This window comes from Psychromonas ingrahamii 37, assembly GCF_000015285.1.
GTDB classification, from domain to species: domain Bacteria; phylum Pseudomonadota; class Gammaproteobacteria; order Enterobacterales; family Psychromonadaceae; genus Psychromonas; species Psychromonas ingrahamii.
Genome location: NC_008709.1, coordinates 1,905,627 through 1,918,670, shown reverse-complemented (window position 1 = coordinate 1,918,670; position 13,044 = coordinate 1,905,627). Strand labels below are relative to the sequence as shown.

Below are 13,044 nucleotides of genomic sequence, written 5' to 3'. Positions count from 1 at the left end.
CCTTAACGCCATTACCGTATTGAATTTGACTATTAACACCATCAGGGAAGGGGTGGTAAAGCGTTTTCCAAATTAATTTTCAAATATTTGAGCCTGATATTGAGTGACAATGCGTTGAAATTCAATATCAACAACTTGACGTGTTTCATAACCCACTTTTTTATAATGCCCTTTGGGCGAGAGAGTTGTATCGACAGGTGATTTATGGGTGATATCTGGATCTATCTCACGTTCCAGTGTTGATCCATTATGACCTTTTTGTCCGCTCGTTTTATTTGAACTGTTATTTTTTGGTGATTTTTCTCTGTTCGGATCACTTGATGGTGGCTTACTACTATTGCGACTGTTGAGCCCAAGGCGATGGCAAAGCAAATTAACGATAAGCAGTAATAAATCTAACCTTGTGCGCATAGAAGGGTGTATCCTTGGCAGCCTAACGATTGGCTTTTCTTTTTTCCAGCAATGACACATGATGAATTATGAAATTTACTAATACTTATGCCCAGCTCGGTGATGCGTTTTTTAAGCGTGTTTTACCGCTGCCTGTTGCCCAGCCCAAATTACTGATCTGGAATGATAAGCTCGCTGAAAGCCTGGGCTTGGGTGCAGCTTTACTCAGCGATTCTGATTTAAAAGCCCATATTTTTTCTGGAAATCAGTTGCCCGAGGGCGCGGAGAGTATTGCTTTAGCTTACAGTGGGCATCAATTTGGCCAGCTCAATCCGCAATTGGGTGATGGTCGTGCACATCTACTCGGTGAGTTAATGGATAGCAGCAACCATCGCGTTGATATCCAGTTAAAGGGCTCAGGTCCCACACCCTTTTCGAGGCAGGGTGATGGTCGTTGTGCATTAGGCCCTGCCTTGCGTGAATTTATCATGAGTGAGGCGATGTACTATTTAGGTGTGCCCACATCACGCTGCTTGTCGGTGGTAGCGACAGGGGAGACCGTTTATCGAGAAAGAGGCAGACCGGGAGCTGTTGTCACCCGGGTTGCTGCAAGCCATATCCGCGTAGGAACGTTTCAGTACTTTGCTATCAGAAAAGATACAGAGTCGTTGAGAGCTTTATTGGCTTACACCGTCGAGCGTCATTTTCCAGAGATTAGTTCCGATGGTGAGGACCTCGAGCTTGATTTTCTTGATGCGGTGATGGAAAAGCAAATTACTTTGATTGTCGAGTGGATGCGAGTTGGTTTTATCCATGGTGTGATGAACACGGACAACAGCGCTATCTCCGGTGAAACCATTGACTTTGGGCCCTGCGCAATGATGGGCGCCTATGACCCAGGGACCGTGTATAGCTCAATTGATACTCAGGGTCGATACGCTTTTGGTAATCAGCCCAATATTGCTCTATGGAATATTACTCGGCTCGCAGAATGCCTGTTGCCACTCATTAACAGTGAGCAAGACGCGGCTATTGCCAGCTTAGAACCGTTACTCAAAACGTTTACTGATCGCTTTCAAAATAGTTATTTCAAGATGCTGGGTAGTAAGCTCGGAATGACGGATTTTGCGCTGAGCGATCAGGATTTTATTCTAGAGCTAATGGAAGTAATGCAGGCAAAGAAATTAGACTATACGCAAACTTTTAGCATGTTGACACAGTCCCTTGATGATGACGTGGCTGCTGAAAAATCACAGAAAAACCTCGGGGATTGGTACATTGCCTGGAGGGGGCGCCTGGAGCAATCAGCAGATACGATTGAGTGTTCACGCTTATTGATGAAAGAAAAAAATCCGCTTGTTATCCCCAGGAATCATCACGTCGAGGCCGTTCTAAAAGCCTGTGAAGACAGTGGTACTGCCGTTGCAGCAGATGACTTTCTCAGCGTTTTACGTTCGCCTTATTTTGAGATACCTACCACCGTAAATTATCAGGATTTTCCTGTAGACGGCGATAAGGGTTATCATACTTTTTGTGGTACGTAATGAAAAATAATTTTTTAAATAGAGCTTTCACCTTGTCTGTCTTGAGTAAATTTAGATTCAGGAATAAAAGGCTGAGACGTTTTGCGACTTAGAAACCTAACTCGCTTTCACTTTGTCTGTTTTGAGTAAATTTAGATTCAAGAATAAAAGGCAGAGACGTTTTGCGACTTAGAAACCTAACTCGCTTTCGCCCCCTTAACGACTCACAAAAAAACAGTGACCAATTTCACTTCGACACTACCACGCTCGGAATCGGGAAAAAGCGTGCATAATACGATCAACCTTCTCCGTTAAAAAACTCATAAAAAATGATAGATACAAAAAAGGCTACCATTTTAGCAGGTAGCCTTCAGACGTTACGTAAAACAAGTGTTATGATACAGATTGTAACGAGTCATATATTGCGATACAAGCTGGCTGCAAGTTAGTTCTTGTCAAAAGAACGACTATCTCCGAATACGCTCTTCTAATACGGAGTGAGTGATAATTCGAGTCAGTTTAGGTAATTGTTCAAGGTGGTTTCGTAGATTGTTCAATTCAGCTATTCCCTCTGCTTCTGCAAATATCATCATATCCACCTCACCAGAGGTACTATGAAAGCTTCGAATCTCCCAATAAGACCGTATAAGAGCTTAGATCTCATCGCAGCAACTCTGATCAAAGGACAATTAAAAATAAGCTGCAACCTTGCTTTCTGGTGATTTAAGCTCAACGCGATACCCTAAGATCATCTGCTGATCTTCCATCTTGTGAATACGCTCTGAGACGGCACTTCGTGACAGTCCTACCTTTCTTGCTATCTCCGCATTAGATTGCCGAGCGTCATCACTGAGACAGGCTAGAATTTTTTGATTTAAATTATCCATAGAATCACTTAGCGCTAAACATGTATCTCACTACGGGAAATAGATAGTATGACATATCTGTCGGGTTCTGTGTCGATTCAACAGCATAAACGACGAATCCCTGGTTAATGCTGGCGACTTGCCTATCTGTATTACTGGCTCAATACATTACAATATCACTTGTGCATTGCTTCTTTATTACAAGAAGCTTATCCATAGCCTGATCAAAGCATCTAAATTTGGAGAGTAATAAGATGAAAATCACTTACATTGAGTCACCTGAAGGATTGTTGCATGAAGGAACGAAATGGGAAGAATTGAAACAACAAATAATTTCAGAAAAACCAGAGGTTTTAGTTACCAACGAGATGCCTTTTGGAAGTTGGCTTGCTGTAGAAAACGAATTTAATACAGCAGATGCAGAAGCATCTATTTCAGCGCACAATTATAGTGTAGATGCATTGAAAAAGCTTAATATTCCTATTGTTCTTTCATCTCGGCCGGTTCCAGTTGACAATAAATTGGCTAATGAAGCATTTGCTCTAGTAAATGGCGAATATAGATTCGCACACCAAAAACATTACTTTCCCGAAGAATCTGGGTTTTATGAGACGGCTTGGTTCCGTACTGGACGAACAGGCTTTGATGTAATCAAAACCGATAAATTAAATGTTGGTTTTCTTTTGTGTACAGAGTTGATGTTCAATGAATGGGCAAGATCTTATCGAAGCCAAGATGCTCATCTTATTGTTATACCAAGGGCTTCTGAGCAAGGCTTTGAGCGTTGGAAAACAGCAGTGGCAATGGCCGCAATTGTTTCTGGCTGCTATGTTGTTAGCGCAAATCGCGTAGGAAAGTGTGGCAATAAATTAATCTTTGGTGGCAAAGGGTTTGCTTTTTCGCCAGATGGTTCACTTATATCTGAAACTCCATCTGATAATCCTGTAGTTTCATTTCATTTAGATTTTGGTTTTGTTGATAATCAGCAAAAACAATATCCCTGTTATGTACATGAAATAGGGCTTAAATACCAATAGTACCAATAGGATCGCGTTTTGTCTTTTTGTTAACCACACCACGTATACCCACAACCAAAAAACTGGCATATAAGCTAATATTGGTTGTTCAAATTGAGATTAAATAACAAAAAAATAAGCCGCTATGTGCCCCTTTCCGCCCTAGGAAGCTAACTTGCTAGACACGGCCTATGGTGAACCTATTATCAAACTTCATTTTCTTCAATATTACTTCTAATTTATTTATATCTTCTTTGTCTACACGCCTCATATCCAGAACATATTTATTTTATTTATCAGAAATTTCAACAATATCCTCCCCTAACATCACACTTTTTAGACGAAAGTTATCTTCAATATTTTTGAATGAAACTGACACGACACGCTCATGCTCGTCTGGAAAATACTAATAACTTGCCACTTTTTTGCACATCACATGAACACTTTATGCACAAACTCCACATTCTTAATACTTTAACATATTGAAAATAAATAATTATTTTATTGTAGCTTGCATTTATAGTGATCTCTATAAATGAAAATGCCTCATTTCCTCAAGATAAAGATTTAACTTACAAATCATTCTATATGCCATCTAACTGTGTTTATGCTTGTTCTGGTCTAATCTTTAACAATAAAAATTTTTTAAAATGTGTGTTAGTAACAATGAAAAATAATACACTGTCAAATGTCAAGAGGTAGCAGTATGCAAGTCGATTTAAATGATATTGAATTAGCAATAGAATTTGTATCCTCAGCTTATTCATTTGATAACGCAGCTTATTTGAATTCAGAAACTGGTGTGATTTATTATTCTGGAGATGCCGTAGATGAAGAATTACCTGATGACATAGATAAAGTTAGTAAATATATATCAATTCCCTCAAAGCGAGATTTAGAGTTAGGCAAACCTCTTGTTTTGAGCTTTGTTTCTAAAGAGATGCCGGATGAAATTGATAATGTATATTCTATGTTTCGTTCTCATGGAGCTTATTCTAAATTTAAGTCTTTGTTGCAGAGTTTAGAGTACGTGGAGAAATGGTATTCTTACGAAAATGCAGCAGTAAAAAATGCGATCACTGAGTGGTGTAAAGAAAACTCTATCGAGTGTCGCACCGACATTTAACAAGTCCAAGCAATCGGACGCTTTGGTCTTGTCGCGGTCTTTGCAAAAACAAAAAGCTAGCAAAAACAGCATCGATCCTAAGTGCCGTTGTTGCAGACGTTAGAGGACACCAAATTTTTTCCCTTCTGGAGAAACCATGTCAGATTACGAAAGAAGTAAGTTAGAGGTAACTCTAAAGATACTTAGTCCTATATTGGCAATAGGCGTGTTTGTCTGGGGTATATATACCTACCTCGATACTTCGGAAAAACAACTAGCGGCGCAAATCGCTGAGGCAGAGCGGAATGCAGCGACAAGACGAATCGAAGCCACATTACCATATTTAGAAAAGCAACTAGATTTATACACAGAGGCCACACAAGTAACCGCTATTATCGCCACGTCTAAAGACTAGGAAAAAATTAGGATTGCTATAAAACGATTTAACGAACTGTATTGGGGTGAGCTAGCAATGGTCGAACGAGACAAAGTTGCGAAAGCAATGATCGCATTCCGAAATGCCCTCGATGATAGTAATGAGCAAAAAGACCTAGCAAATCTCGCGCTAAAACTGGCGCACGCTTGTAGAGACGAATTAGCCAAATCTTGGGGTACAGATGCTTGGAAAAGGTAATGGTGTCGTCTAAAAAATCAGTCAAAAAAATAACAGTTGGTTTTTTCCCTTTCGTCGCTTATTTTAACCAACTATTATTAGCCTCTTAGTGAGGCGTTAATGCACCCTCTTACAAAATAGAAATATAAGGGTAGAAAGACTTTTACACTCGGTATTGGGAGAAAGCGAGCGTAAATGGAGTGTATAAAAAATTAATAGAGCAAAAGCTCTATGGCGGTTTCTGCTCCTTTTCGCCCTAAAAGCAGAGTCGCTAACGCCCCCAAACCGCCTTAGAAAACTAATTCGCTTTCGCATGGCGATCGCTATTTAATGGTTAGTTTGGCCCCACCAACACCGGTACCCTCACTGTATAAAATCCGGTGTCAATTAAACTCTGAACCACTACGGATTAACGCTTCAAACTGCTCAATAGGTATCGGTTTGCTAAATAAATACCCTTGGAAGAATGAGCATCCTTTGCCTAAGAGTAATTGTCGTTGCTCTTCCGTTTCCACTCCCTCGGCAATGACGTCTATCTTCAGAATGTGTGCCATAGCAATGATTGCCTTTACTATCGCTCTGTCATTACTATCTATCGCAATATCGCGCACGAACGACTGGTCTATCTTGATCTGGTCGAGCGGTAGCTGCTTGAGGTACTGTAAGGACGAATAGCCAGTGCCGAAGTCGTCTAGAGAGAACTGAATGCCAATATTATTTAATGCGTTCATGGTGGCAATGGTGACTTTGATGTCCTCTTGGAACAAACTTTCGGTCAATTCCAGCTTGAGTAAATTTGCGGAAATAGCATGTCGGCGCACAGCTGACTGCACTTGATCCACGAAATCCGTCTGCCGGAATTGTTTTGCACTCACGTTTACTGACAGTGTCAAGTCGCGGGTCAGCGACTCTTTCTGCCATATTTTGATCTGCGCACAAGCCGTCTCTATAACCCATTGCCCAATAGGCAGAATTAATCCGGTTTCTTCCGCCAGAGGGATAAAGGTGGCAGGTGACACCAGCCCGCGTTCAGGGTGCACCCAACGGATCAATGCTTCGGCCCCCCATACTCGGTTGGAACTATCCATTTGAATTTGGTAATACAAATTAAATTGCGACTTTGCAACTGCAATACGCAATTCATGTTCGAGGCTTGTCCGTACGTTAATGATGTCCTGCATTTTCTGGTTAAAGAACCTCATTGTATTGCCGCCGGCTTTTTTGGCCTGATACATGGCGATGTCGGCTTGTTTCAGCAGACCTTCTGCTGTCTTACCCTCGTGGCCGAAAAAGGCCAAACCGATACTCACAGTGCTGTAGCATTCGTGCATATCGAGCTGGTAAGGTTTGTTGAGCGCAGCAAAAATTTTATCAGCAATGAAATTCGCCTTGGCTGCGGCTTCAATGGTTTTTTGGTCCAGGTTTTCCAGAATCAACACAAACTCGTCCCCACCCAGACGCGCCACGGTATCGCATTTGCGTAGACAGGACTCCAGGCGTTGCGCTATCTGTATCAGCAGTAAATCACCCACTTCATGGCCGAGGGTGTCGTTGATATCCTTGAAATGATCCAAATCAATAAACATCACCGCACTCTCAAAGCCTTGACGCACGTTGGACGATAATGCGTGATGCAGCCGGTCTATCAAAATACGTCTATTGGGCAAGCCGGTAAGCGCATCATAGAAGGCGAGGTCATTGAGCTCTTCTGCCCGTTTACTTTTTTCTTCGTTTTGAAAGGCAAGCTCCTTGTTGGCAATGGCAAGCTCTGCTGCACGTTTACTTTTTTCTTCGTTTTGAAAGGCAAGCTCCTTGTTGGCAATGGCAAGCTCCGCTGCCCGTTTATCCTTCTCTTCGTTTTGAAAGGCAAGCTCCTTGTTCGCAATGGCAAGCTCTGCTGCCCGTTTATCCTTCTCCTTGTTGGCAATATCCAGCTCTGCTGCTCGTTTATCCTTCTCTTCATTTTGAAAAGCAAGCTTCCTGTTAGCAATGACCAGCTCTGCTGCCCGTTTATCCTTCTCTTCGTTTTGAAAAGCAAGCTCCTTGTTGGCTATATCCAGCTCTGCTGCTCGTTTATCCTTCTCTTCATTTTGAAAAGCAAGCTTCCTGTTAGCAATGGCCAGCTCTACTGCCCATTTATTATTTTCTTCATTTTGAAGGGAAAATTCAGTGTTGACTAGTTCTGCTAGACTGCTTTTCAGATTATTACGGTTCATTTTAGTCCCTTGTGTCGTTATCTCGTTTAGCTATTAAGCAACTAGCATAACCATTAAGCATAACCATTATTTTGGTACCGAGCCATAAAAAGACAACAAATAATCAAAAAAATAATGCAACAATCGCACGAAAGGTCAACAAAACACCTTAAATAGAAAATTTTCACAACATTCACAAAATACCAGTTATGGCAAATAGTGATTTTTCTTATGTAAATAACTGTTTCATCATCAAATCAAAAAAGTAACCCGTCAATGGATGTTGATCTTAAAGCAGCAGAGCAAATATTGTTTTTTATCGGAGACTATATTCAGAGCTCCGATGCATTTACGTTCGATATTGGGAGAAAGCGCGCGTAAATGAGGTAATTCAACAGGTTAATAAAGTAAAATTTCTAAGGTGTAAACGCTCCCATAGCGCCTTAAAAATCAATTTGTAAATGAGCCTAAACCAACTCAACAACCTAAAAAATTTGTGTGCTATTCGTTAAATATTTAACCTTGGACCTGATGATTAGATCTGGTTTCCTAAAACTCAAAATTAAAGATCTAGCGCTTCTTAATTACACTATTCAATTTTAGCTATTATCAGCTCTCAACATTCAGAGAAATATTACTCGTTGCATAACTACTTTAAACAACACTTTTTAAACTTTAATCTAGACCTACAATGGCAAGGTTCATTCCGGCCTAACTTCACTAACAGTCTGGATTCATTAGAGACTACTGGAAAATCATGTGGTTTTATAGATGATTTTTCTAACCATTCTCTTCTAGACTCTTGTTTAATTCCAACTCTCCCATTAAGTATTCTAATTAGATACTGAACATTTTTATCCTCTGAACACATTTCAGTGCTAATAATGTATTGATAGGCTTTATCAACACCTCCTTTACGTTCTATCAGATAATCTATAGTTTTCTTTATCGTAATCACATATAAATACCCTACATCGAGTTCATTTGCAGAATCTATTTTATTGAGAAGTTTCTTATAGGCTACAAACACTTTTTCGCAAAAATGATCTCCTGATAGCAACGTTAGCCGTTCTGCTTGGTATAAGCCTACCTCTAGAATCTCTGCATCCCATGCTTCATCTAATTACTGTTCAACATCATTGTTATTTTCATCTTTAAAAACACCATCAATTATATTTTTAGCAAGTAAAAACTTAGCCATAGGAGAGCCTAAACTTGCTGACATATTCAAATATTCAAATGCATCTTCGAATTTATTAGACTTTAAATAATACTGAGCCAATTCAAATATAGCTCCTGGTTCATTTTTCTCAGCAGCCTCTTCTAATAACTTTAAAGCGACATCAATATCAACAGTGGCATCATAAAGACCATGCAAGTATATTTTCCCCAGTAACGATATCGCTTTAGCTACACCATAACTTGCTGCATCCCTTCAGGTCTGCAGGTCTGCAATAGCACTCTGTCTATAATTAGTATTGATAGTACCAATAGTTATCCAATTGCTAATTGCATCTTCATATAGAGCATCGGGACTATAAATTGCACTTGTACCTAATAATTGAAATGCAATTGATGCATCTCTAACTGATTCAAAACAATGATATCGTTTCACTATTTTATCATTTTTAAGTTTAATATATGTCGGGTGAGTAATTACACAACCCGTTGAATCTTTAAGAAAACAATAAACATTCATCTTCAGTTTTTTTGCAATCACCCCCTAAGAGTGAAAGGCCACACCACATTGGGTGCTCTGACTTTTCATGCCACAATGATTGTGTTTGATTGGAGATAGATTCAATTGCTTGATAGCCCAGTTTCTTCCGTGCTTGTGTTACTGCACTTGATGCAACATAAGGCTCGCCATTAGGAAGAATAATATCAAGTTGATTGACTAACTGACGCATCGAGTATTTACGAAAAAGTGCCATTCCAACAACAGCCCAGACCATTTTCTCCATCGGTAACTTACGCTTTCTAATGGTGGTGACACCAGCTTGGGAGAGTGCGTTCGAGACTAAATCTTGGTCTAGTTCGAGGCTAAATCTTGGTCTACTAGTTCATTGAGCGCAGTAAATTCAGTGAAATTATTAGCTGATAATTGAGATAGGGCTGAAGAAAGTTGCATAAAAATCCGATATCTTGTGAACATCGGATTTTGATCTCATTCAGCTAAAAATCAATAGATTTTTCTTAACTCTAAAAGTAGTTTTGCGGATAGACAAGAACAACATCCTCAATCCAGTTTTTATTCATTTACAAATTTTTAGCGGCTTTCTTATATTTTATTGTATCGTTTATTAATGCTTCCAACGATTCAATCAAATCTGGAATAATCACTTTTTCAACGTAATGTTTTTCGGCTGATTTTATGGCTTGCAAGCATCGCGGTGACCGGGTCAAAATAATTTCCAGTATTGAAGACCCTGTTGTTATGTTGTTATCGATAATATCTCTTTTTATCTTAATGAAAAACCAATTCCCTGGCTACCTTTTCAATTTCACAATAGATGCTTTTGTATCAAACGAGAGGTAGAGACAAGGCTTCGCTGCCCCTGCTAATCGGGTAGAAGCCAATATAGGATGAAAACATTTAGCAAGTAAAACAACAAGTTACAACGATATCTTGCCGTCGTCTTAGTCGTGGCATTATAAGATAAAACAACACCACAAAAAGATTTTTTGTGGTGTTGTTTTATCTTTACTATACTTCTAGAGTCAACTGATTTGAAATACATATGATGATTTTATCCATCAGCCATACAGCGAAAGCTAAGTGAACCATTACTCATCGTTTTTTGATAGTAGGTTCCGTAGACAATAACGTCAAATTGGGTGCGCGCTACGTTAATTCAAGTGGAGTAATAAATCATGTCAAAATTATTACAAGCAGCCATTATAACTGCTAGCATCCTATCTGCCCATGCAGCTAATGCGGCATTAATAAATATACTGGAAGACCAGACTAACGCATATGCGCAAGTGACGTATTATCCCGGCGGCAGCAAGGACTGTGATAGCTGCCTTGTCACCAATCCCGGCACAACCATTGAAACATTTTCCGGTCCTATTTTTCCTGGAGGAGTATTTAGTGGTTATCACCTTACGGGAGATAGAACTGCCTATATTTCCGACGGAAATATGATTGATTCCACTTCATATTCATCTATCAACTATGCCGGTCGGGGTATCTTACCTGGTTACGAATTTACAGTAAATGCTGGATGGATGGGTGGCCTTGGATATGGATCTGGTATGGCCTTGGCTGAGACCACTATGAATCTGAAGTTTCTAGTGACAGAAGGTGACTCATCAATATATCTATTTGCGGAAGCGATGGGCGGATCCGCAATGCTGAGTCTCTATGATGAAACATCGGGAATTCTAGTCTGGGATTTCTTTTATAGGGGTAGTGCAGATAGCGCTGAGATACCTCTTTATAGTAATCATATTTATGATCTAACAGGCAGTTTAGATATCTATACCCCGTTTAGTGGGGATCCTGAAGCTAGGTTTGCATTTGAATTTGAAGACAAGCTAACTCTGGCAAGCGTGCCTGCACCCTCAACGGTAACAATAATAATGCTTGGTTTAATGGGATTAGGTTTTCAGCGCGTTAGGGAAAATGCATAAAAAGTAAAGTGCTTTTGAATAGCCAAATATATTTAGTCACAATTTTTAATTGTCCGTTTTAACAAAAAAATATTCACTACAGACAATTATTTAATATAAACCGGATTAATTTACACCGAAAAAAATGAATCGACAAAAACATCATTGATGTCAATATTTAAATTTTAATCCAGAATGTACAACTTCAATGACGCAACTGTTCTAAAAAAAATCTGTATTAATCATATTATGCTTATGTGTTGACTCAGACTGTGTTATTTATCTACCTTGTTAGAGTAAAAGCGATAACTAAGTAATTTATTTAGCGATTATCAGCGCAATAAAACGATATCAGTACCTATTTTGAATCCTTCCAGCTTTACACCCACAAAGTAAATTTCCTCAAAGTAGAAGTTATATATAGTCTTGGCTGAGGTATAACAACCCCCTGAACGACCATTGAAACATTTTCCGCACCAATGTTCGGTGGTTATAACCTTTCTGATGAGCGTTTATTTGCATTAGTTGACCACATCAAACAGCCCTTTTGATAAACAGCCGCGTAGTTTTAAAATCTTTAAACACTTTACCCCTGCAACCAATAGCACACCTGAATTAATCAAAGCGATCAATAAAAATCTTGATTCACTTTTTCAAACGGGTATCCAATATTACAGAATTGGTATGGGTTTATTGGGTTTAAGCAGTGAACAGCATCAACAATTTGAACTGTTTAATGCGCATAAAGATGATGGTGTATTAATGAAATTATTGGGTAATATTAACCAAAGATACGGTACAAATGCCGCATTCATCGCCAGCCAAGGGACAAATGAAAAGTGGGCAATGCGACGACAATTTTTAAACGCAGTGCACAACGAACTGGCATGATATACCTAATATAGGTTGTTGACGGTTAAATTCACCTTGTTTGCACTATAAATGTCCCGTCTCATATTAGTGACTTGCAAGTAAACTGACTAAAAAAGAAACTAATTTTTATCAATTTATCCCATCTCTTCATCCCAAATTGAGGTCCGATATTAAAATTCAGCTCGGTAACGACAATGATCATCCTTACCATCACCGACCATTTCATCATATGCAGTTTGAATTTCTATGATGGCGTAATGAATACCTTGTTGTTTCAATAAGTCTTTAGCTTGTTCGATTGAGTTAAGAATGAGTAACACCCCTGTTTTATTGCGGGCGCCTTGAAAACTGCCCTTTTCGTCTTTAATACCCAGTAAGTAATGATTGGAGTCGGCATAGCTAATAATCGTCGGATGTGTACCGTGTTGGGATATGGCTAATTTGATTTCAGATAGTTGCATAATAATCTCCTAGAGTCGTTTATGGGGGTATTACGATACAAACTTAAGTATAGTTCAATTTTTGAACAAATAAGTGTGTTTTAAGATGAGTGTAGGTTAGTAACCGTTGACTAGCGGCTAACACAAAAGGACATCAGTAAATGACTAATAATGAAACGATAAAGTCGCTATTTAAATCACTTGTGAAAGCTGATTTGAGCCAATCAGAGATCGCGATCATCAATTATCTGCCAGCTAAAAAAGAGAAAACGATCACAGACTCAAACATTCAAATGGCAAAAGATCTATCAATGCAGCACAACTCTGTCGGCTCTCTTTACACATCGGCATTATTTACAATTGGTCCGAGTAGTTATTGTTAAGCAATTCAGTTACTTATGATCATGG

Annotated in this window: 14 protein-coding genes and 1 pseudogene; 7 read left to right on the top strand and 8 right to left on the bottom strand. The window is 39.3% G+C overall.

The features are described 5' to 3' along the window. Window positions 1-72: 72 nt before the first annotated feature. Window positions 73-411 (bottom strand): DUF6444 domain-containing protein, encoded by a 339-nt coding sequence (locus PING_RS19430; RefSeq protein ID WP_049752955.1) that lies wholly within the window; start codon window positions 409-411, stop codon window positions 73-75. Between the two features lie 68 nt (window positions 412-479). Here PING_RS19430 and PING_RS08200 point away from each other — a divergent pair, with 68 nt between their 5' ends. Next, the gene (locus PING_RS08200) at window positions 480-1,934 is read left to right on the top strand and encodes a protein adenylyltransferase SelO (RefSeq protein ID WP_011769929.1); all 1,455 of its coding nucleotides are present in this window, start codon (window positions 480-482) and stop codon (window positions 1,932-1,934) included. Between the two features lie 446 nt (window positions 1,935-2,380). Here the strand turns inward: PING_RS08200 and PING_RS19870 are convergent, their stop codons facing one another. Both PING_RS19870 and PING_RS19425 read right to left on the bottom strand, forming a co-directional pair. Continuing rightward, complete coding sequence (locus PING_RS19870) at window positions 2,381-2,560, bottom strand: Lrp/AsnC ligand binding domain-containing protein (protein ID WP_083761740.1); 180 nt, start codon at window positions 2,558-2,560, stop codon at window positions 2,381-2,383. Between the two features lie 42 nt (window positions 2,561-2,602). Then, window positions 2,603-2,800 carry an Lrp/AsnC family transcriptional regulator gene (locus tag PING_RS19425; protein WP_049752954.1) on the bottom strand — a complete coding sequence of 66 codons (198 nt, stop codon included), beginning with the start codon at window positions 2,798-2,800 and terminating at the stop codon, window positions 2,603-2,605. A gap of 233 nt (window positions 2,801-3,033) precedes the next feature. Here PING_RS19425 and PING_RS08190 point away from each other — a divergent pair, with 233 nt between their 5' ends. The 3 genes from PING_RS08190 to PING_RS08180 all read left to right on the top strand — a co-directional run bounded on the left by PING_RS08190 (window position 3,034) and on the right by PING_RS08180 (window position 5,315). Beyond that, a complete protein-coding gene (locus tag PING_RS08190) occupies window positions 3,034-3,816 on the top strand; it encodes a carbon-nitrogen hydrolase family protein (RefSeq protein WP_011769928.1) in 783 nt (260 codons plus the stop codon). A gap of 685 nt (window positions 3,817-4,501) precedes the next feature. Next, window positions 4,502-4,921 (top strand): UPF0158 family protein, encoded by a 420-nt coding sequence (locus PING_RS08185; RefSeq protein ID WP_011769927.1) that lies wholly within the window; start codon window positions 4,502-4,504, stop codon window positions 4,919-4,921. Between the two features lie 136 nt (window positions 4,922-5,057). Beyond that, window positions 5,058-5,315: a hypothetical protein gene (locus PING_RS08180; RefSeq protein WP_041766225.1), complete on the top strand. Its 258-nt coding sequence runs from the start codon at window positions 5,058-5,060 to the stop codon at window positions 5,313-5,315. Window positions 5,316-5,896: 581 nt separating this feature from the next. On the opposite strand, the gene PING_RS08175 is transcribed toward PING_RS08180, so the two are convergent. From PING_RS08175 to PING_RS21800, 4 genes and pseudogenes are all read right to left on the bottom strand, one after another. Further along, window positions 5,897-7,729: a putative bifunctional diguanylate cyclase/phosphodiesterase gene (locus PING_RS08175; RefSeq protein WP_011769926.1), complete on the bottom strand. Its 1,833-nt coding sequence runs from the start codon at window positions 7,727-7,729 to the stop codon at window positions 5,897-5,899. A 628-nt stretch (window positions 7,730-8,357) separates the two neighbouring features. Then, on the bottom strand, window positions 8,358-8,579 hold the full coding sequence (locus tag PING_RS21805) for an SEC-C metal-binding domain-containing protein (RefSeq protein WP_157035438.1): 222 nt from the start codon (window positions 8,577-8,579) through the stop codon (window positions 8,358-8,360). Between the two features lie 252 nt (window positions 8,580-8,831). Next, entirely contained in the window at window positions 8,832-9,110 is a 279-nt protein-coding gene (locus PING_RS08165; RefSeq protein WP_332248883.1) for an SEL1-like repeat protein, read from the bottom strand. 274 nt (window positions 9,111-9,384) lie between these two features. Further along, window positions 9,385-9,735: pseudogene (locus tag PING_RS21800) on the bottom strand (transposase domain-containing protein); the annotation flags it as partial. Between the two features lie 847 nt (window positions 9,736-10,582). On the opposite strand from PING_RS21800, the gene PING_RS08150 reads away from it, so the two are divergent. Then, window positions 10,583-11,344 (top strand): PEP-CTERM sorting domain-containing protein, encoded by a 762-nt coding sequence (locus PING_RS08150; protein ID WP_011769923.1) that lies wholly within the window; start codon window positions 10,583-10,585, stop codon window positions 11,342-11,344. A 504-nt stretch (window positions 11,345-11,848) separates the two neighbouring features. Then, on the top strand, window positions 11,849-12,214 hold the full coding sequence (locus PING_RS08145; RefSeq protein WP_041766213.1) for a DUF4113 domain-containing protein: 366 nt from the start codon (window positions 11,849-11,851) through the stop codon (window positions 12,212-12,214). Between the two features lie 152 nt (window positions 12,215-12,366). Here PING_RS08145 and PING_RS08140 read toward each other — a convergent pair whose 3' ends face one another. Next, window positions 12,367-12,657, bottom strand: a complete 291-nt coding sequence (locus tag PING_RS08140) for a DUF6482 family protein (protein ID WP_011769922.1) — start codon at window positions 12,655-12,657, stop codon at window positions 12,367-12,369. 140 nt (window positions 12,658-12,797) lie between these two features. On the opposite strand from PING_RS08140, the gene PING_RS08135 reads away from it, so the two are divergent. Then, a complete protein-coding gene (locus tag PING_RS08135; protein WP_041766209.1) occupies window positions 12,798-13,019 on the top strand; it encodes a hypothetical protein in 222 nt (73 codons plus the stop codon). Window positions 13,020-13,044 lie beyond the last annotated feature (25 nt).